14 protein-coding genes, 2 rRNA genes and 1 pseudogene (1 of these 17 running past the window's edge) are annotated in these 18,717 nt (G+C 71.0%); 14 read left to right on the top strand and 3 right to left on the bottom strand.

Annotation, left to right across the window (positions count from 1 at the left end):
• From ACLLJJ_RS06590 to ACLLJJ_RS06575, 4 genes and pseudogenes are all read left to right on the top strand, one after another.
• Positions 1–985, top strand: a 23S ribosomal RNA gene (locus ACLLJJ_RS06590); it begins 2,138 nt to the left of the window's first position.
• A 109-nt stretch (positions 986–1,094) separates the two neighbouring features.
• Positions 1,095–1,211, top strand: a 5S ribosomal RNA gene (rrf, locus tag ACLLJJ_RS06585).
• A 125-nt stretch (positions 1,212–1,336) separates the two neighbouring features.
• A pseudogene (locus tag ACLLJJ_RS06580) lies at positions 1,337–2,512 on the top strand (hypothetical protein); the annotation flags it as partial.
• Between the two features lie 126 nt (positions 2,513–2,638).
• Positions 2,639–3,466: a hypothetical protein gene (locus ACLLJJ_RS06575; protein WP_434600324.1), complete on the top strand. Its 828-nt coding sequence runs from the start codon at positions 2,639–2,641 to the stop codon at positions 3,464–3,466.
• Positions 3,467–3,544: 78 nt separating this feature from the next.
• Here the strand turns inward: ACLLJJ_RS06575 and ACLLJJ_RS06570 are convergent, their stop codons facing one another.
• Entirely contained in the window at positions 3,545–4,828 is a 1,284-nt protein-coding gene (locus tag ACLLJJ_RS06570; RefSeq protein WP_434588319.1) for a DUF1015 family protein, read from the bottom strand.
• Between the two features lie 73 nt (positions 4,829–4,901).
• On the opposite strand from ACLLJJ_RS06570, the gene ACLLJJ_RS06565 reads away from it, so the two are divergent.
• From ACLLJJ_RS06565 to ACLLJJ_RS06550, 4 genes are all read left to right on the top strand, one after another.
• Entirely contained in the window at positions 4,902–5,930 is a 1,029-nt protein-coding gene (locus tag ACLLJJ_RS06565; protein WP_434588318.1) for an HAD-IIA family hydrolase, read from the top strand.
• A 58-nt stretch (positions 5,931–5,988) separates the two neighbouring features.
• The gene (locus tag ACLLJJ_RS06560) at positions 5,989–7,044 is read left to right on the top strand and encodes a FecCD family ABC transporter permease (protein WP_434588317.1); all 1,056 of its coding nucleotides are present in this window, start codon (positions 5,989–5,991) and stop codon (positions 7,042–7,044) included.
• Positions 7,041–8,102: a FecCD family ABC transporter permease gene (locus tag ACLLJJ_RS06555; protein ID WP_434588316.1), complete on the top strand. Its 1,062-nt coding sequence runs from the start codon at positions 7,041–7,043 to the stop codon at positions 8,100–8,102. Before ACLLJJ_RS06560 ends, ACLLJJ_RS06555 begins: the two co-directional genes overlap by 4 nt.
• A gap of 83 nt (positions 8,103–8,185) precedes the next feature.
• Positions 8,186–9,028: an ABC transporter ATP-binding protein gene (locus ACLLJJ_RS06550; RefSeq protein WP_434600323.1), complete on the top strand. Its 843-nt coding sequence runs from the start codon at positions 8,186–8,188 to the stop codon at positions 9,026–9,028.
• Positions 9,029–9,074: 46 nt separating this feature from the next.
• On the opposite strand, the gene ACLLJJ_RS06545 is transcribed toward ACLLJJ_RS06550, so the two are convergent.
• Complete coding sequence (locus ACLLJJ_RS06545) at positions 9,075–9,422, bottom strand: SCP2 sterol-binding domain-containing protein (RefSeq protein ID WP_434588315.1); 348 nt, start codon at positions 9,420–9,422, stop codon at positions 9,075–9,077.
• A 42-nt stretch (positions 9,423–9,464) separates the two neighbouring features.
• Between ACLLJJ_RS06545 and ACLLJJ_RS06540 the strand changes: the two genes are divergently transcribed.
• From ACLLJJ_RS06540 to ACLLJJ_RS06515, 6 genes are all read left to right on the top strand, one after another.
• The gene (locus ACLLJJ_RS06540) at positions 9,465–9,824 is read left to right on the top strand and encodes a hypothetical protein (RefSeq protein ID WP_434588314.1); all 360 of its coding nucleotides are present in this window, start codon (positions 9,465–9,467) and stop codon (positions 9,822–9,824) included.
• Between the two features lie 7 nt (positions 9,825–9,831).
• Positions 9,832–10,647, top strand: a complete 816-nt coding sequence (locus ACLLJJ_RS06535) for a TlyA family RNA methyltransferase (protein ID WP_434588313.1) — start codon at positions 9,832–9,834, stop codon at positions 10,645–10,647.
• A complete protein-coding gene (locus ACLLJJ_RS06530; protein WP_434588312.1) occupies positions 10,644–11,573 on the top strand; it encodes an NAD kinase in 930 nt (309 codons plus the stop codon). The genes ACLLJJ_RS06535 and ACLLJJ_RS06530 overlap by 4 nt, the downstream gene beginning before the upstream one ends.
• 980 nt (positions 11,574–12,553) lie before the next feature.
• Complete coding sequence (gene recN, locus ACLLJJ_RS06525; protein ID WP_434600322.1) at positions 12,554–14,275, top strand: DNA repair protein RecN; 1,722 nt, start codon at positions 12,554–12,556, stop codon at positions 14,273–14,275.
• A gap of 296 nt (positions 14,276–14,571) precedes the next feature.
• On the top strand, positions 14,572–15,315 hold the full coding sequence (locus tag ACLLJJ_RS06520) for a hypothetical protein (RefSeq protein WP_434588311.1): 744 nt from the start codon (positions 14,572–14,574) through the stop codon (positions 15,313–15,315).
• A 167-nt stretch (positions 15,316–15,482) separates the two neighbouring features.
• Complete coding sequence (locus ACLLJJ_RS06515; RefSeq protein WP_434588310.1) at positions 15,483–16,589, top strand: glycosyltransferase family 4 protein; 1,107 nt, start codon at positions 15,483–15,485, stop codon at positions 16,587–16,589.
• A gap of 195 nt (positions 16,590–16,784) precedes the next feature.
• Here ACLLJJ_RS06515 and ACLLJJ_RS06510 read toward each other — a convergent pair whose 3' ends face one another.
• Entirely contained in the window at positions 16,785–18,413 is a 1,629-nt protein-coding gene (locus ACLLJJ_RS06510) for a PucR family transcriptional regulator (protein WP_434588309.1), read from the bottom strand.
• Between the last annotated feature and the right edge of the window lie 304 nt (positions 18,414–18,717).

Raw genomic sequence — 18,717 nt, 5'->3', positions numbered from 1 at the left:
TATAACCATCCTAAGGTAGCGAAATTCCTTGTCGGGTAAGTTCCGACCTGCACGAATGGCGTAACGACTTCTCGACTGTCTCAACCATAGGCCCGGTGAAATTGCACTACGAGTAAAGATGCTCGTTTCGCGCAGAAGGACGGAAAGACCCCGGGACCTTTACTATAGTTTGATATTGGTGTTCGGTTCGGCTTGTGTAGGATAGGTGGGAGACGTTGAAGCATGCACGCCAGTGTGTGTGGAGTCAATCTTGAAATACCACTCTGGTCGTGCTGGATGTCTAACCTCGGTCCGTGATCCGGATCAGGGACAGTGTCTGATGGGTAGTTTAACTGGGGCGGTTGCCTCCTAAAGAGTAACGGAGGCGCCCAAAGGTTCCCTCAGCCTGGTTGGCAATCAGGTGTTGAGTGTAAGTGCACAAGGGAGCTTGACTGTGAGACCGACGGGTCGAGCAGGGACGAAAGTCGGGACTAGTGATCCGGCAGTGGCTTGTGGAAGCGCTGTCGCTCAACGGATAAAAGGTACCCCGGGGATAACAGGCTGATCTTCCCCAAGAGTCCATATCGACGGGATGGTTTGGCACCTCGATGTCGGCTCGTCGCATCCTGGGGCTGGAGTCGGTCCCAAGGGTTGGGCTGTTCGCCCATTAAAGCGGTACGCGAGCTGGGTTTAGAACGTCGTGAGACAGTTCGGTCCCTATCCTCTGCGCGCGTAGGAATATTGAGAAGGGCTGTCCCTAGTACGAGAGGACCGGGACGGACGAACCTCTGGTGTGCCAGTTGTCCTGCCAAGGGCACGGCTGGTTGGCTACGTTCGGAAAGGATAACCGCTGAAAGCATCTAAGCGGGAAGCCTGCTTCGAGATGAGTATTCCCACCACCTTGAGTGGTTAAGGCTCCCAGTAGACGACTGGGTTGATAGGCCAGATGTGGAAGCCCGGTAACGGGTGGAGCTGACTGGTACTAATAGGCCGAGGGCTTGTCCTCAGTTGCTCGCGTCCACTGTGTTGTTCCCGGGTTGCGAACAGTCGCACCGGTTGAACAGATCCACTTACTTAATTGAAGAGTGTGCTTGTTCGCTAGAACCCGATAGGGTTTCGGTGGTCATAGCGTTAGGGAAACGCCCGGTTACATTTCGAACCCGGAAGCTAAGCCTTTCAGCGCCGATGGTACTGCAGGGGGGACCCTGTGGGAGAGTAGGACACCGCCGAACAATCTTTCAGGACCCTTGGTCCAGCGTCCACGCTGGACCAAGGGTCCTTTTTGTTTTTCCCAAAGCGCGTCCGACGGCCGGCTGCGCGAGAATGACTGCGTTACCCCAAGACAGGAGCCATACCGATGTCCACCAACACCCCCGACGATCGTCCGGAGCGCGACTCGCGCCGCCGGGACGGCGAAGACAGGGGCGGATTCCGCGGCGGTCGTGACGACCGTGGGCCGCGCCGGGACGATGATCGCGGTGGCTCCCGTCGGGACGACCGCCCCACTGGTGGCGCGCGCGACGACCGTGGCGGTCCCCGCCGCGACGACAACCGTGGCACGCGTCCCAGCACCAGCGGTGGCGGTGGTGGTTTCCAGCGTCGTGATGACCGTCCGTCCAGTGGTCCTCGTCGTGATGATGATCGTGGTGCGCCCCGTCGTGATGACCGTGGTGGTCGTCCCAGCGGTGGCGGCTACGAGCGTCGTGACGACCGCCCGCCGAGTGGTCCTCGCCGGGATGATCGCCCCAGTGGTGGTGGCGGTGGGTTCCAGCGTCGCGACGACCGCCCGTCCAGTGGTGGTGGTGGTTTCCAGCGTCGTGATGACCGTCCGTCCAGTGGTCCTCGTCGTGATGATGATCGTGGTGCGCCCCGTCGTGATGACCGTGGTGGTCGTCCCAGCGGTGGCGGCTACGAGCGTCGTGACGACCGCCCGCCGAGTGGTCCTCGCCGGGATGATCGCCCCAGTGGTGGTGGCGGTGGGTTCCAGCGTCGCGACGACCGCCCGTCCAGTGGTGGTGGTGGTTTCCAGCGTCGTGATGACCGTCCGTCCAGTGGTCCTCGTCGTGATGATGATCGTGGTGCGCCCCGTCGTGATGACCGTGGTGGTCGTCCCAGCGGTGGCGGCTACGAGCGTCGTGACGACCGCCCGTCGAGTGCTCCGCGTCGTGATGACCGTCCGGCCGGTGGTGGTTTCCAGCGTCGTGATGACCGTCCGTCCAGTGGTCCTCGTCGTGATGATGATCGTGGTGCGCCCCGTCGTGATGACCGTGGTGGTCGTCCCAGCGGTGGCGGCTACGAGCGTCGTGACGACCGCCCGCCGAGTGGTCCTCGCCGGGATGATCGCCCCAGTGGTGGCAGCGGTGGGTTCCAGCGTCGCGACGACCGCCCGTCGAGTGCTCCGCGTCGTGATGACCGTCCGGCCGGTGGTGGTTTCCAGCGTCGTGACGACCGTCCCTCCAGTGCACCCCGTCGTGATGACAACCGCGGTGGCGGCTTCGAGCGTCGTGACGACCGGCGTGACGACCGCGGGCCGCGTCGGGACGACCGGGAGCGTGGTGGCTTCCAGCGTGATGATCGGGACCGTGAGCCCATCAAGCGGCTTCCCATCCCTGAGGACGTCACGGGGCGCGAGATCGACAAGGACGTTCGCCAGGAGCTCATGAGCCTGCCGAAGACGCTTGCCGAGGATGTCGCGAAGAACCTCGTCATGGTCGCCAACCTCATTGACGAGGAGCCCGAGGAGGCCTACGAGTACTCGCGGATCGCGCTGCGTCTCGCCTCGCGTGTGGCGGCGGTGCGTGAGGCCGCAGGTTTCGCGGCCTACGCGACGCAGCGATACACGGAGGCTCTCGCGGAGTTCCGTGCGGCCCGTCGGATGACCGGCAGCGTAGAGCTGTGGCCCGTCATGGCGGACTGCGAGCGCGGTCTTGGCCGGCCGGAGCGGGCGATGGCGATGGCCGGTGAGCCCGAGGTGAAGAAGCTCGACAAGGCGGGCCAGGTCGAGATGCGCATGGTCGCGGCCGGTGCACGCCGTGACATGGGGCAGATCGATGCGGCCATCGTGACGCTGCAGGGCCCCGAGCTGGCGTCGAACTCCGTACAGCCGTGGACCGCGCGACTGCGGTACGCGTACGCCGACGCACTGCTGACCGCAGGGCGTGAGGCCGAGGCGCGCGAGTGGTTCGGCAAGTCCGCCGAGGCCGACAAGGACGGGTCGACGGACGCTTCGGACCGGCTCGCCGCGCTTGACGGCGTGGAGTTCGTGGACGCGCTCGGCGACGAGGCGCACACAGACGAGGCGGAAGCCGACACGGGCGAGGTCGCGATCGACGTCGACTCGGACGCGGGCGTGGACGCGGCTGCTCCGGCTGCCTCGGACGACGACGTCGACGTCGAGGACGAGGTTCGGATCGAGGCGGAACCCAAGGCTGCGCCCGGGATCGCGGGCACGCTGTTCGTGGAGCCTGTCGACGGCGACAAGGACTGATCCCACCGCCATGCGCGCGTGGCACGTATGAAGGGCGGCACCCCACGGGGGTGCCGCCCTTTCGCGTTTTCGCCTCGGTCAGCTCAGACCGAGGCTGCGCAGGACCAGGCCGGAGGCCGGCTTGGGGCCGAACGACGTGGACTTGCGGGGCATCATGACGCCCTGGCGCGCGAGGTCCCGGACGACTTCCTCGCGTACCGGATGCATGAGGACGGCCGTACCCCCGTGCCGTTCCGCCTGCTCGACGGCCGCGTCCGTGGCGTGGATGTAGCCGATGTCCTCGGGGGCGTCCGGGATCGACCACAGGTGGTCCAGCAGGGTGGTGTGCAGGACGGTCGCGTCGAGGGTGCGCCAGGCCGCGGGACGGTCGGTGGGGACCGTACGGGCGAGCAGGGCCTCGTCGGGGCGGTCGACGAGGTGGAACGCGCCGTCTCCCGCGAGGAGGAACGCGTTGCCTGCCGTGGCCGCAGCGGCGAGGGCGTCCATGGCGTGCGGAAGCGGGCCGGGGACTTCGCGGACGCGGAACGCGCCGGCCAGCGCCGCCAGCGCGTCGGCCACGGGCAGGCGGTGCAGCAGGCGATGAATGGCGCGGACCTGGAGCGGGTAGCTCGCCGTGTCGACGAGGAGGACCAGGCTGTAGTCCCAGGGGCCGGGGGCGGGCTGTTCCGACCTGAGGCGCAGGCAGGTCGCCCAGCGGTGGTGTCCGTCGGCGATCAGGGCCTGGCGGTGGGAGAGGTCCTTGGAGACCACTTCCAGTTCGGCGGGGTCCGTGACGGACCACAGGCGGTGACTGAAACCGTCCTCCGTGGTGGTGGACAGGAGCGGGGCGCGTTGGGTCGTGCGGTCGATGACGGCTGTGGCGCCGCTGTCGTCGCCGTCGCTCCGGTAGGTCAGCAGGAGCGGTTCGAGGTTGGCGGCGGTGGCGCGCATCAGTCCGGCCCGGTCCGCGACCACGTGCGGCATGACGTCCTCGTGCGGGAGGACCACGCCGTCGGCGGGGTCGGACAGGGCGAGAGAGCCGATGAGACCGCGCTGGAGGAGGTCGCCCTTGCTCTGTTCGTACACGTACAGAGCGGGTTCCGGATCGGGGGCCAGCACGCCTTCGCCCAACCAGCGGCCCAGGGTGTCGGCCGCCTGCCGGTTGCGATCCGCCGGGGTGGCCGCCTGCGGGAGGATCAGCCGGACGATGTTGTGCGGATCGGCCGATTCCAGATGGTGGAGACCGTCCGGTCGTACGACGACGTCGTACGGCGGCGACGTCACCGCGGCCAGACTGCCGACCCGCTTGGGGACGTATCGCAGTCCACGGAAGGGGACCAGGCGCAGGCCGTGGTCCTCCTCTGGCCCACCATGGTTAGTCATTGATGCATCGTAAGTGGGGTACCTCGATGCGCGATGATCGGGGGAGAGGCATCGACTGAGGAGCGAGACCAGAATGAGCCAGCAGATCAGGACCTGTCCCGACGCGAGCGCGCGAGTGCTGGGGGAGGCGTACGACACGGCTCTGCTGGATCTGGACGGAGTGGTGTACGCGGGCGGCGAGGCCATCGTCCATGCCGTCGAGGCGCTCGGCGCGGCCAGGGACGGCGGAATGCATCTCGCCTATGTGACCAACAACGCACTGCGGACGCCCGACGCCGTGGCGCAGCACCTCACGGAGCTCGGGGTGCCGGCCGAGGCGTCCGATGTGATCACGTCGGCGCAGGCCGTGGCCCGGCTGATCGCCGATCAGGTACCGGCCGGAGCGAGGGTGTTGGTCATCGGCGGTGAGGGGCTGCGGGTCGCGCTGCGCGAACGGGGCCTGGAACCGGTGGAGTCGGCCGACGACGACCCGGTCGCCGTGGCGCAGGGATACGGCGGGCCGGACCTGCCGTGGAGCCGGTTCGCGGAGGCCTCGTACGCCATCGCGCGGGGCGTGCCCTGGTTCGCGTCCAACACCGACCTGACGATCCCGAGTGCGCGGGGGATCGCCCCCGGCAACGGTGCGGCGGTGGAGGTCGTACGCATCGCCACGGGCGCCGAGCCGCAGGTGGCCGGCAAGCCGCTGCCGCCGATGCACCGGGAGACGGTGCTGCGGACCGGCGCCGAGCGGGCGCTGGTCGTCGGGGACCGACTGGACACGGACATCGAGGGCGCGAATGTGGGAGGCGTCGACTCCTTGCTCGTGCTGACCGGGGTGACGGACGCGGCGCTGCTGCTGGGCGCCGAGCCGAAGTACCGGCCGACGTACGTGGACGCGGATCTGCGGGGCCTGCTGACCGGGCAGCCCGAGGTGGCCGAGGCCGACGGCGGGTTCACCTGCGGTGGGTGGACGGCCTCCGTGCAGGGGGACGCGCTGATGGTCGACGGTGAGGGGGGCGCGCTGGACGGGCTGCGGGCGCTGTGCGCTGCCGCCTGGACGCAGGCGGGCGACGGGGCATGCGCGCTGGATCCCGCGAAGGCTCTGGACCGGCTGGGCCTCTAGCACGTATCCGGCACGGTCGAGGAGCGACCGCGATGCGAGGGTAGGCTAACCTAACTGGGTGTTGGTCGACAGTCCCCCCGAACAGAGCGCGGTGCAGGCCGAGCCGGATCCCGCGCTCCGCAGACGCCGCGCCCTACGGGCCGGCGGGTTGCTCCTCTCGCTCGGCGTGCTCGCGCTCGTGGTGATCGCGAGTATCGCCATTGGCGCCAAGCCCGTCCCGTTGGACGACGTATGGCACGCGCTGTTCGATGCCTCGGGCACCGGCATCGATGTGATCGTCCGGGACGTGCGGGTGCCCCGAACCGTCCTCGGCATGCTCGTCGGCACGGCGCTCGGGCTCTCCGGCGCGGTCATGCAGGCGATCACCCGCAACCCGCTCGCCGAGCCGGGGCTGCTCGGGGTGAGCGCGGGCGCCTCGGCCGCCGTCGTCTCCGCCATCAGCTTCCTGGGGATCACTTCGCTGACCGGCTATGTGTGGTTCGCGTTCCTGGGCGCCGGGGTCGTCTCGGCCCTGGTGTACGTCCTGGGGGGCAGCCGGGGGGCGACACCGGTACGGCTCGCCCTCGCGGGTACGGCCGCCACGGCCGCGCTCTACGGCTATGTCAACGCCGTACAACTGCTGGACTCCGCGGCCCTCGACCGGCTCCGCTTCTGGACGGTCGGCTCGCTGGCCTCCGCGAACATGGAGGTCATCGGCAAGGTCTGGCCGTTCATCACCGCCGGTGTGCTGCTCGCCCTGCTGATCGCCCGGCCGCTGAACGCCATGGAGATGGGCGACGACGCCGCGCGCTCCCTGGGCGCGCACCTGACCCGTACCCGCGTACTGGCCATGCTCGCCGTCACCCTGCTCTGCGGCGCGGCGACCGCCGCCTGCGGGCCGATCATCTTCGTCGGACTGATGGTGCCGCACCTCGTCCGCGCCATCACGGGACCCGACATTCGCTGGATCCTGCCGTACGCGGCGGTCCTCGCGCCCGTCCTGCTGCTGGGCTCGGACGTCATCGGCCGCGTCGTCACCCGGCCCGCCGAACTACAGGTCGGTATCGTGACCGCGCTCGTCGGCGGGCCCGTCTTCATCCACCTCGTACGTCGCCGGAAGATGGCCCAGCTGTGAGCGTTCCTTCCCGGGGAAGGACCCCCGGACCCCGCGCGGTGCGCACCCCCGGCGGGTTCTCCGTCCGGCTCGACCCCAGGGCGCTCCTCGCGATGCTGCTGCTCGCCGTCGTGGCACTCGCGGTGGGCATCGTCCTCATCGGCAGCGGCGACTTCCCGATGTCGCCCGCCGACGTCGTACGCACCCTTCTCGGCAACGGCACCGCCGCGCAGGAATTCATCGTGACCGACCTGCGGATGCCGCGGGTCGTCGTCGCCCTGCTGGTCGGTGTGGCGCTCGGAGTGTCCGGCGCGGTCTTCCAGTCCCTCTCCCGCAACCCGCTGGGCAGCCCCGACGTGATCGGCTTCGGCCAGGGCGCGACCGTCGGGGCGCTCACCGTGATCGTCGTGTTCAAGGGCGGGGCCGCGGCCGTGGCGGGCGGCGCGCTCGTCGGCTGCCTGCTGACCGGTGTCGCGGTCTACTTCCTCGCGTGGAAGCGGGGCGTGCACGGCTATCGGCTGGTGCTCGTCGGTATTGGCGCGGCAGCCATGCTCACCGCGTTCAACCACTACCTGCTCACCAAGGCGGCCCTGGTCGACGCGACGCGGGCCACGGTCTGGATGACCGGCTCGCTCGACGGCCGGGGCTGGGAGCAGGCCTGGCCGCTGCTGATCGGGTGCCTGGTCCTGCTGCCGCTGGTCCTTGGGCACGGTCGTGCGCTGCGCATGCTGGAGATGGGCGACGACTCCGCGTACGCGCTCGGGGTGAGTGTCGAACGCAGCCGGCTGGTGCTGATGCTCGCCGCCGTCATGCTCATCGCTGTGGCGACGGCCGCCGCGGGGCCCATCGCCTTCGTGGCGCTCAGCGCGCCCCAGCTGGCCCGCCGGGTGACGGGATCACCCGGGCCCAACGTCGGGGCAGCCGCCTGTATGGGCGCCGCACTGCTGGTGGTCGCCGACTGGGTGGCCCAGCAGGCCTTCGGGGACAGCCAACTGCCGGTGGGTGTGGTGACCGGGGTGCTCGGTGGCTGCTATCTGCTGTGGCTGCTGGTCACCGAACGCAAGGCGGGGCGCATATGACCTCGCGACCCACCGATTCGACTCTTCCGACCGCCCCGGCCCATTCGGCCGGTTCGGCTGTGCAGACTTCCAGGAGCATGCCAGTGCAGCGCCTCACCGCGGAATCGGTGACCCTCGGCTACGACCAGCGGGTCATCGCGGAAAACCTCTCCGTCGAGATACCCGACAACTCCTTCACCGTCATCGTCGGGCCGAACGCCTGCGGCAAGTCGACACTGCTGCGCGCGCTTTCACGGATGCTCAAGCCATCCCGAGGCAGGGTGCTGCTCGACGGCAACGTCATCGGCTCCATGCCGGCGAAGAAGGTGGCCAAGACACTGGGGCTGCTGCCCCAGTCCTCGATCGCACCGGACGGCATCACGGTCGCCGACCTGGTGGCGCGCGGCCGCTACCCGCACCAGGGGCTGCTGCGGCAGTGGTCGCCCGAGGACGAGCGGATCGTCGGGGAGGCGATGGACTCGACGGGCGTCGCCGATCTGGCCGAGCGCTACGTCGACGAGCTGTCCGGCGGCCAGCGGCAACGCGTCTGGATCGCGATGGCCCTCGCCCAGCAGACCCCGCTGCTGCTCCTCGACGAGCCGACGACCTTCCTCGACATCCAGCACCAGATCGATGTCCTGGATCTGTGCGCGGAGCTGCACGAGACGCAGGGGCGCACGCTCGTCGCCGTACTGCACGACCTGAATCACGCCGCGCGTTACGCCACGCACCTGATCGCCATGCGGGAGGGCGAGATCGTCGCGCAGGGGCCGCCCGCCGAGGTGGTCACCGCGGAGCTGGTCGAGCGGGTCTTCGGACTGCGCTGCCAGGTGATCGACGATCCGGAGACCGGGACTCCGCTGGTGGTGCCGGCGTCACGCAGGGCGCGTACGGCGAAGATCTCGGCAGGGACCGCGACGGCCTCGGCCGTTGCAGGGGGCTCCTGACGGTCCGGGCCGTTGCAGGAGTCTCCCGGCCCGGCGGCCCCGGCCGCTACAGCAGCTTCCTGAGGCGCATCAGGTCGCGGAAGCCCGCCTCCAGCTTGACCCGGCCGGTGGCCCAGGACTTCGCGAAGTTCAGCTCGCCGCCGACCAGCGCGACCAGGTCGTCGCCGGTCATGGCCAGCCGGATCTCGGCGCGCTCGGGCGGGCGCCCGTCCAGGGTCTCGACCACCTCGATCCGGCCGGCCGTCAGGCGGCCGGTGAAAGAGACGTCGAGATCGGTGATGTGGCAGCTCAACGAGCGGTCGAGCGCCACGGCGCCACGCACGCCGTCGTCGGCCCGAGCCAGATTGTCCGAGATTTTGTCGAGCGCGCTGCGGCACTCCCCCGTGGTCGCCATTGAGATCGACGGTACCCCAGCGCTTCGGGGTAGCGTCGTGGCATGAACGACGCGATGGCGGGTCAGGGGGCCGACTCCGGGAGTCAGGGGTTCGCAGGGGGGCGGGACATCTCGGGGGCCGCACTCCAGGGGCCCGCGGGCCCGGAGTTCGCCGACGGGACTGCCGCGGGTCCGGTCCACGCACCGGTCGGCCCGGCGCCCATCGGAGTGGTGCGCACCCCTACCGGGCACGCCGAGGTGGACGCGCACCTGGAGCGGCTGGCCGACGCGGACGACCTCCCGTCGGACGGACACATCGAGGTGTACGAGGATGTACACGGGGGGCTGCGTGAGGCGCTGACCGCGCTCGACGCACGCCCGGGACCACCGGCGCCCCCTTCCTCGTACGAAAACAGGAGCTGAACCGAACGTGGCAGGAGTCGCGCGACGCCGCCTCGACGCCGAGCTGGTCCGCCGGAATCTCGCGCGCTCACGGGAGCACGCGAGCCAGCTGATCGCCGCAGGGCGGGTGAAGGTGGCCGGCACCACCGCGACCAAGGCCGCCACACAGGTCGAGACGAGTGCCGCGGTCCTGGTGCTCAACGACGACAACGACCCCGACTACGTCTCGCGCGGCGGGCACAAGCTGGCGGGCGCACTGGAGGCGTTCACCCCGCTGGGGCTGAAGGTCGAGGGGCGGCGGGCACTGGACGCCGGGGCGTCGACCGGCGGCTTCACCGATGTGCTGCTGCGGGCCGGGGCCGGACATGTCCTCGCGGTCGACGTCGGCTACGGCCAGCTCGCCTGGTCTTTGCAGTCCGATGAACGCGTGACCGTCAAGGACCGTACCAACGTGCGGGAAATGACTCTTGAGATGATCGACGGGGAGGCGGCGGACATTATTGTCGGCGACCTGTCCTTCATCCCTCTGGGGCTGGTGCTCCCGGCGCTCGTGCGCTGCGCGGCTCCGGACGCCGACCTTGTCCTGATGGTCAAGCCGCAGTTCGAGGTGGGCAAGGAACGCCTGGGCAGCGGCGGAGTCGTGCGCAGCACCGAGCTGCGCGCGGAGACCGTACGGGCCGTGGCGCGGCGGGCATGGGCACTGGGCCTCGGCGTACGGGGTGTGACCGCGAGCCCGTTGCCCGGGCCCTCGGGAAATGTCGAGTACTTTCTTTGGCTCCGGGCCGGGGCTCCCGAACTGGACCCGGCGGACGTTGACCGTGCAGTGGCGGAGGGGCCGCGTTGACAACGACGACAGCTGGAACAGAAGCATCGGATGCGGCGCGGACCGTGTTCCTGCTGGCGCACACCGGTCGCCCAGCGGCGATCCGCAGCGCCGAACTGGTCGTACAGGGGCTGCTGCGCAGCGGAATCGGCGTTCGCGTGCTCGCCGCGGAAGCGGCCGATCTACCGCTGCCACCATCCGTCGAACTGGTGGCGGAGGCTTCGCCCGACGTCCTCGACGGCTGCGAACTGCTCGTCGTCCTGGGCGGGGACGGGACGCTGCTGCGCGGCGCCGAATTCGCCCGCGCCTCCGGGGTGCCGATGCTCGGCGTCAACCTCGGCCGGGTCGGTTTCCTCGCGGAGGCCGAGCGCGACGACCTCGACAAGGTGGTCGACCGGGTCGTCACGCGCGCTTACGAGGTCGAGGAGCGCATGACTCTCGACGTCATCGTGCACAACAACGGCACGGTCGTGCACACCGATTGGGCGCTCAACGAGGCCGCCGTGCAGAAGGTCTCGCCCGAGCGGATGCTGGAGGTCGTCCTGGAGATCGACGGCCGTCCGGTGACCGGCTTCGGCTGTGACGGCATCGTCTGTGCCACCCCGACCGGCTCCACGGCGTACGCCTTCTCGGCCGGCGGGCCCGTGGTCTGGCCGGAGGTGGAGGCTCTCCTCATGGTGCCGATCAGCGCCCATGCGCTGTTCGCCAAGCCCCTGGTGACCTCGCCCGACTCGGTGCTCGCCGTCGAAGTGCAGCCCCACACGCCGCACGGCGTGCTGTGGTGCGACGGGCGCAGGACCGTCGAACTGCCCGCCGGGGCGCGGGTGGAGGTCCGGCGTGGCGCTGTGCCTGTACGGCTGGCGCGACTGCACCACGCGTCCTTCACCGACCGGCTGGTCGCCAAGTTCGCCTTGCCCGTGGCCGGTTGGCGCGGCGCGCCGAACTGAGTCCGGGCGGAGCACTGGCCCGCGTCTGCGCGGAATAGGGCGGAATCGGCCCGCGCGGGGCCGGGCCTGCGCCGGGCCTGGTCCGCGCGCAGCTGAGTCCGCGCCGGGGGTGGCTCTGGAAGCTCTCTCGGCGGCTTCGCCCGTCGACTGCCTGGACATCAGGACGGACAGCGGCGCCCCGCCCGTGACGGCGAGCAGGCCGGGCGGGGCCACGCCAGCGGGCCGAGACCCTGGCGGCCCGGCGAGGCCTCGTCGAGCGCCTTGGCGGGGCCGCAGCAGCGAGAGGCGCAGCGACGCCGGCAGCGCGGCGGCCGTGGACGTCACCACGGCGACAGCTGGACACACAGGCGGCGCGACCCGGCTGACGCGGGCGTCCGTCCCCGGCGGTATCAGCCCATGACTGGGCATCCCCTCGAACCAGGGGCGGGCCGGCGCCGCGCCCAGCACAAAACCGGTGCGCGCCGCGGGCAGGGACGCGGCCAGGGCCCGGCGGACCTGGCGCGGCCGGGCCCCGATCGGGCGGACCAGCGCGATCGCGCGATGCTGCTGGACCACAGCCGTGCCCATCGTGGACACGACGACGAAAATCGACATGTAGATGGATCCGATCAGCAGGGCGGCCGCCATCTCCTGCACGCCGCCCGGCACGCCGTCGCCGCCCGCCACGGTCGGCATGGGCATCGACGCGCTCACCACGGGCGCCGCGAACAGGGCGGCCACCGCCGCGCCGACGAAGGCGGGGCGGTGTCCACGCAGGGCAAATCGTGCGCATCCCGTACTCATGGGATTCAGAGTGCCGGTTGGCAGGGGCGGGCACCATGGGGGGATCACCCGGACCCGGGGTGGGGTTTTCCGAACCGGCCGGAGAGCTTTCGGGAGCATCCCCGAGGCACTCCCGGCGAGCTCCGGGAGGGTGAGGGAGCGGGGGCCGTCGCACACCGGGTGCCAGACCTCGTAAGGTCGTGTCCGTGTTGGAGGAGATGCGGATACGGTCGCTGGGCGTTATCGACGATGCTGTCGTCGAGCTGTCACCGGGGTTCACGGCGGTGACCGGCGAGACCGGTGCGGGCAAGACCATGGTCGTCACCAGCCTCGGGCTGCTGCTCGGCGGGCGAGCCGATCCTGCCCTGGTGCGGGTCGGAGCCAAGGCCGCGGTGGTCGAGGGGCGGATCACCATGCCCGCCGACGCGCCGGCCGCGGTACGGGCCCGGGAGGCCGGCGCCGAACTCGACGACGGAGCGTTGCTGGTCAGCAGGACCGTCTCGGCGGAGGGGCGCTCGCGCGCCCATCTCGGCGGGCGTTCCGTGCCGGTGGGGCTGCTCGCCGAACTGGCCGACGACCTCGTCGCCGTACACGGACAGACCGACCAGCAGGGACTGCTGAGGCCCGCCCGTCAGCGGCAGGCGCTGGACCGGTACGCGGGCGACGCCGTATCGGTGCCGCACGCCAAGTACACCGAGGCCCACCGTCGCCTGCGGTCCGTCTCGGCGGAGCTGGAAGAGCTGACCACCCGGGCGCGTGAGCGCGCCCAGGAAGCCGATCTGCTCCGCTTCGGTCTTGAGGAGATCAACGGCGTCGAGCCGCTGGCCGGCGAGGATGTCGAACTCGCCGCCGAGGCCGAACGACTGGGCCACGCCGAGGCGCTGGCCTCGGCCGCGATCGTCGCGCACGCCGCGTTGGCCGGCAACCCCGAGGACGCCGAGGACATCGACGCGACCGTGCTGGTCGCCGGGGCGCACCGGGCGCTGGACGCCGTACGCTCCCACGACCCGGCGCTCGCCACCCTCGCCGAACGCATCGGCGAGATCGGCATCCTGCTGGGCGATGTGGCGGGGGAACTGGCCGGATACGCCGACAACCTCGACGCAGACCCGCTGCGGCTCTCCGCGGTGGAGGAGCGTCGGGCGGCCCTCACACAGCTCACCCGCAAGTACGGCGAGGATGTCGCCGCCGTCCTGCAGTGGGCCCAGGAGGGCGCCGCACGTCTCACCGATCTGGAGGGCGACGACGACCGGATCGGTGGACTGGCGGCCGAACGCGATGTGCTGCGGGGCGAACTGGCCGGGCTGGCACAATCCCTGACCGACGCCCGGACGGAGGCCGCCAAGCGGTTCGCCGACGCCGTCACGGAGGAACTGGCCTCGCTCGCCATGCCGCACGCCCGCGTGTCGATCGACGTCAAGCAGACCGAGGACCCGGAGAACGGGATTGAGGTGGATGGCAGGCTCGTCGCGTACGGCGCGGCCGGCGCGGACGAGGTCGAGCTGCTGCTCGCCCCGCATCCTGGCACCCTGCCGCGCCCGATCGCCAAGGGCGCGTCGGGCGGTGAGCTTTCGCGGGTGATGCTTGCGGTGGAGGTCGTCTTCGCCGGATCGGACCCCGTGCCCACGTACCTTTTCGACGAGGTCGACGCGGGTGTGGGCGGTAAAGCGGCGGTCGAGGTCGGGCGGCGGCTGGCGAAGCTCGCCAAGTCGGCCCAGGTCGTCGTCGTGACGCACCTCCCGCAGGTCGCTGCCTTCGCCGACCGGCAGCTGCTGGTCGAGAAGACGAGCGACGGGTCGGTGACCCGTAGTGGTGTGACCGTGCTGGAGGGCGAGGACCGGGTCCGGGAGCTGTCGCGGATGCTGGCGGGCCAGGAGGACTCGGAGACCGCTCGGGCGCATGCGGAGGAGTTGTTGGCCGCGGCTCGGGCGGACGCCTAGGCCTCTGCCCGGCCGGGCCAGTGGAGTGGAGCGTGTCGTGGTGCGGGTGTCCGGCCGGGGGCGTGGAGCGTAGAGGGTGCACGCCGCTCCGGAGGCAGCGATCGGGACCGCATGATGCGGACGCACTGCGCGGTCACCGAAAGCCTTGCCGGGGTGAGACCCACAAGTCACGCTGCACGTCCCGACACGACCTTCTCCGCGTCCCGCCCCTCCCGACGGTGGGTCTCCTGACGGCCTGGGAGCCTCCGGGGGGGGAAGCCTCCCGGGGGTGAATGCCGCCTCGTAGGGTTGGGGCCATGGCAGTGGTGAGTGGTGGGGCGTTCGTCTTCGGTGTGGGGGCGACGCGCGGTGTCTATCGTGCGCTGCGGCGGTGGCCTCCCGGGGGAGTCGCTCTGGGGGAGCGGACCAATTTCGCCGGGCGTGCTGTCGATCTGTGTGCCGGTCCCGCTGTTGTTGCCGGGTGTGTGGTGGGGGCCGCCCTGGCGGCTGTTCCCGTGCGTGCGCGGGCCGCTGCCGTGGTTGCCGTGGTGGGGGCCGGGGCCTGCGGGGCTTATGACGACTTCGTGGGGGCCGGGGATCAGCGGCGTGGATTCCGGGCGCATCTGGGGGCGTTGCGGCGCGGCGAGGTGACCAGTGGCGCCGTGAAGCTCTTCGGGGTCGGGACCGCCGGGCTCGTCGCCGGTGCGCTGGTCAAGGAGCGGCTGGTCGACAAGGCCCTCGCGGGGGTGGTGATCGCGGGCACCGCGCATCTTGTCAATCTCGTCGACGTGCGGCCGGGGCGGGCCGTTGCCGGGGTGCTCGCGCTGGGGGTTCCCGGGCTCCTCGGGCGCGGTACGGGCAGGGCGCTCGCGGTGGCACCGATGGGCGCCGCCGTGGCGGTTGCGATGGACGACATCGAACAGCGCACCATGCTCGGTGACACGGGCGCCCATGCGCTCGGTGCCGCACTCGGCGTCGCCATCGCCGCGGGGCGGGGCAGGACCGGTCTCGCTCTGCACGCGGCAGCTCTGATCGCGGCTGCGGCCCACGGCGACCGCTGACGCCCTACGATCACCCATGTGAGTGATCCCCGTGCCGCTGTTGCGGCCCCGGGTACGGATCGGTCCTTCCGCAGTGCCGGAACGCGCGTGCGGACTGGCATTCTTGGCCGTAGTACGTCACACCTCCCTTTCCACCGTCCGACGCCCACTCAGGAGCTCCGACCACCGTGAGCAGCACCCTGCCGGTCCCGCCGTACGGCCAGTCGCCGTTGTGCGCTGTCCAAGTGCTCGGCGGCGGAAGCGCGGGCAGCAGCACCCACGTCAGGTCGCTGGCCGCCGGGCTCGTCGCGAGGGGCGTACGCGTCACCGTGTGCGCCCCCGCCGAGCTGGAGCGCACCTACGACTTCGCCGGAGCCGGCGCCAACTTCGTGTCCGTGGCCGGGCGCAGCGACCCCGCGGCCGTCGGTACGCTGCGCGCGGCCTGCGTCGGGGCGGACATCGTGCACGCGCACGGGCTGCACGCCGCCGTGCGGGCCGCGCTGGCGTTGCGGGGACGGCGCGTCCCCCTGGTCGTCACCTGGCACAGCCGGGCGCACGCCGAGGGCGCGCGCGGGCATCTCGTACGCCTGCTGGAGCGCAGGGCCGCCAAGGCAGCCGCCATCGTGCTCGGGACGTCGTCCGATCTCGTCGACCGGGCCCGCAACCGGGGGGCGCGCGATGCGCGGCTCGCGCCGGTCACCGTGCCCACGCCGCGCCCGCCGGTGCACGCCCACGAGAGCAAGGCGCGCGCCGAACTGGGCGCTGTCGACCGGCCGTTGATCATGGCCGTCGGGAGCCTGGTGCGGCACCGGGGTTACGGAGCCCTGCTGGACGCGGCCCGCGCGTGGCGCGATCTCGACCCGGTACCGCTGCTGGTCATCGCCGGAGAGGGCCGCGAGCGGGGCGGGCTTCAGCGCCGTATCGAGGCCGAGGCGCTGCCGGTCAGGCTCATCGGGCACCGTGACGACATTGGAGAGTTGCTGGCCGTCGCCGACATCGCCGTGCTCTCCAGCCGGTGGGAGGCGCGTTCCGTCCTCGCGCAGGAGGCTCTGCGGGCGGGTGTGCCGCTGGTTGCCACGGCGGTCGGTGGAGTGCCCGAGCTGGTGGGTGACGCGGCCGAACTCGTCGCCTATGGGGACACGGAGGCCCTCGCGGGGGCGGTGGTGCGGTTGCTGGCGGATCCCGCGCGGTGCGAGTGGTTGGGGCAGGCCGGGCGGGCACAGGCGGCTACCTGGCCCACGGAGGACGAGACCGTCACGCAGGTGTTGAGCGTGTACGACGAGTTGACTGGCTGAGGAGTCGTCCGGTTTGCGGAGTCAACGGGACCACGAGTTCATGCGCTGACGGGCTGACGGGCTGACCGGCTATGGGCCGGCCGCTTGGGTGCTGGCCGGTTGAGGGGCCGACCGGCTTGGACGCCGACCGGTTGGGTGCTTGTGACTGCGCGGGTCTTCTTCCGCCCGCCCTTCCCGAGGCCCTCCGGGCCGGCGCTAAGCCGTGTGGCGGCGGGCCCTCAGGGCCAGGCTCAGCGCCAGGACCGTCTGCGGGTCGTCCAGGTCGGTGCCCAGCAGCTCCGAGATGCGCGCCAGCCGGTTGTAGAGCGTCTGGCGGTTCAGGTGCAGCTCGCGCGCCGTCTCCGCCTTGCGGCCCGCGTGCGCGAGGAACGTCTGCAGGGTGGGCAGCAGCGGCGGGCGCGCCGTCCTGTCGTGGTCGCGGAGCGGTCCGATCGCCCGGTCCACGAAGGCCGCCAGGTCCGGGTGCTCGCGCAGGCGCCAGAGGAGCAGGTCGATGTCCAGGCGCCGCGCGTCGTACCAGGGCCGTCCCGGCAGCCCCTCCGCGGCCGTCGCCGTCTCCGCGGCGTGCCGCAGACCCGCCGACGCCGCCGCCCAGTTGCCCGCGACGCCGACCACTACGACGGGCGGAATGCCGCCCGTGCGTCCGAGGCCGGCCCGTTCCACCCCGGCCCGCAGCGCCGCCGCGACCCGGTCGGCCACCGCCGCACGTTCGGATTCGGTGCGCAGGCCGAGCAGCAGTGGTACCCGGCCCTCCACCGGACGGACGCCGAGGAGCACCGGCACACCCACCGCCGAAAGCTCCTCCAGGACGGCCCGCGCCAGCACCGCCCAGTTGCCCGTCGGCGACAGCTCGGCCGCCAGCCGCATCACCACCGGCAGCAGCGGCCCGTCGCCCGGCTTGAAGCCGAGCACCCTGGCCTGCGCGGGGGCGTCCTCGGCGGTGATGCGGCCCTGTGCCAGGTCCGTGAGGAAGTCGCCGCGCCCGCGGGCCGCGAGCTCCTCCTCCTGGCGCGCCTGCATCAGGACGACCGCGAGGATTCCGGCAGCCCGCTCCGCCGCGATCCGGTGCACGGGCAGGAGCGGGGCGGACACCGCGAGCAGGGCGATCCTGGCCCGTACGGAGCCTGCGCCGTGCCCGCCGCCCGGCACGTCCACCAGCACGCCGTTCGCGGGCGGCCCCTCCTCGCGCGCCTCCCGCTGCCCGCGCAGCCCCTCCCACACCTGCAACGGGTCGGCGCAGGCCTCCCCGGCCTCGGGGGCGGCGGCGTACAACAGCTGACCGTCGGCCGTCTCCAGGAACACCGGGTTGGCTGTGAAGTCCGCGAGGATGCCGAGGACCTGCGGGATCCCGCCCCCGCCGAGCAGCGCCTGCGTACACCGCAGGTGGACCTCCTCGGCCTGCCGCAGCAGTGTGTAGTGCCCGTTGACGATCTCGGTGTGAATCTCCTCGGTCACGGAAACGAAGGCCACTTCGCGGTGCAGCTGTACGAGCGGCAGCCCGGCCGCCCGCGCGGTGTCCACGATCGTCGAAGGCAGCCGGCTGAAGCGCGGTCCCAGCTCCACCACCAGGGCCGCGATCTGGCGGTCCGCGAGCCTGCGGACAAAGGCGCGCTGCTCGGCGGGGCGGGTCCCGAGGCCGAGGCCGGTCGTGAGCAGCAGCTCGCCGCCCTTCAGGAGCGAGGCCATGTTCGGGACCTCGCCGGCGTGCACCCACCGCACCGTTCGGTTCAGCCGGTCGGCGCCCGCGACGACCTCGGGCAGTCCGCCGCGGAGTCCTGGCAGCTCAAGTGCCCGTTGCACGGTGATACCGCCCTGAGTATCCATTCGGCGGACGCTACTCGCGTGCATGTCCAAGGACCATCACCCCGAGGTCACGGGACGGATGCCGTCGCCCTTCGCCCCGACAACTCGTCGCCCCCGTGAGGGGTTTGAGCGACCGCCTGCCTGTTGTGGTGTATGTCACGCAGGCGGGTCGCTCCCTGAACCCCGGCGACCTGCAGGTCCCACGCCCCGTGTCATCTGCCGCGTCTCTGACCTCGACAGTTCTCGGGCTTCTCACGCCGTGTCATCTGCTGGAGTCCCGGCTCCGTGTCATTTCCCCAGCTTGCCCGGCGGAAACGGCGATGCC

This window comes from Streptomyces sp. A5-4, assembly GCF_051131715.1.
Classification (GTDB): domain Bacteria; phylum Actinomycetota; class Actinomycetes; order Streptomycetales; family Streptomycetaceae; genus Streptomyces.
Note: the sequence above shows the minus strand (reverse complement) of the source record. Positions and strands in the feature narration are given on the sequence as shown.

What these genes read in the sequence shown, in the direction of transcription:
- ACLLJJ_RS06575 (WP_434600324.1), top strand. Translation starts at nt 2,639, where the DNA reads ATGAGCCTGCCGAAGACGCTTGCCGAGGATGTCGCGAAGAACCTCGTC.
- ACLLJJ_RS06570 (WP_434588319.1), bottom strand. Translation starts at nt 4,828, where the DNA reads ATGACTAACCATGGTGGGCCAGAGGAGGACCACGGCCTGCGCCTGGTC.
- ACLLJJ_RS06565 (WP_434588318.1), top strand. Translation starts at nt 4,902, where the DNA reads ATGAGCCAGCAGATCAGGACCTGTCCCGACGCGAGCGCGCGAGTGCTG.
- ACLLJJ_RS06545 (WP_434588315.1), bottom strand. Translation starts at nt 9,422, where the DNA reads ATGGCGACCACGGGGGAGTGCCGCAGCGCGCTCGACAAAATCTCGGAC.
- ACLLJJ_RS06540 (WP_434588314.1), top strand. Translation starts at nt 9,465, where the DNA reads ATGAACGACGCGATGGCGGGTCAGGGGGCCGACTCCGGGAGTCAGGGG.
- recN (WP_434600322.1), top strand. Translation starts at nt 12,554, where the DNA reads ATGCGGATACGGTCGCTGGGCGTTATCGACGATGCTGTCGTCGAGCTG.
- ACLLJJ_RS06520 (WP_434588311.1), top strand. Translation starts at nt 14,572, where the DNA reads ATGGCAGTGGTGAGTGGTGGGGCGTTCGTCTTCGGTGTGGGGGCGACG.
- ACLLJJ_RS06510 (WP_434588309.1), bottom strand. Translation starts at nt 18,413, where the DNA reads ATGGATACTCAGGGCGGTATCACCGTGCAACGGGCACTTGAGCTGCCA.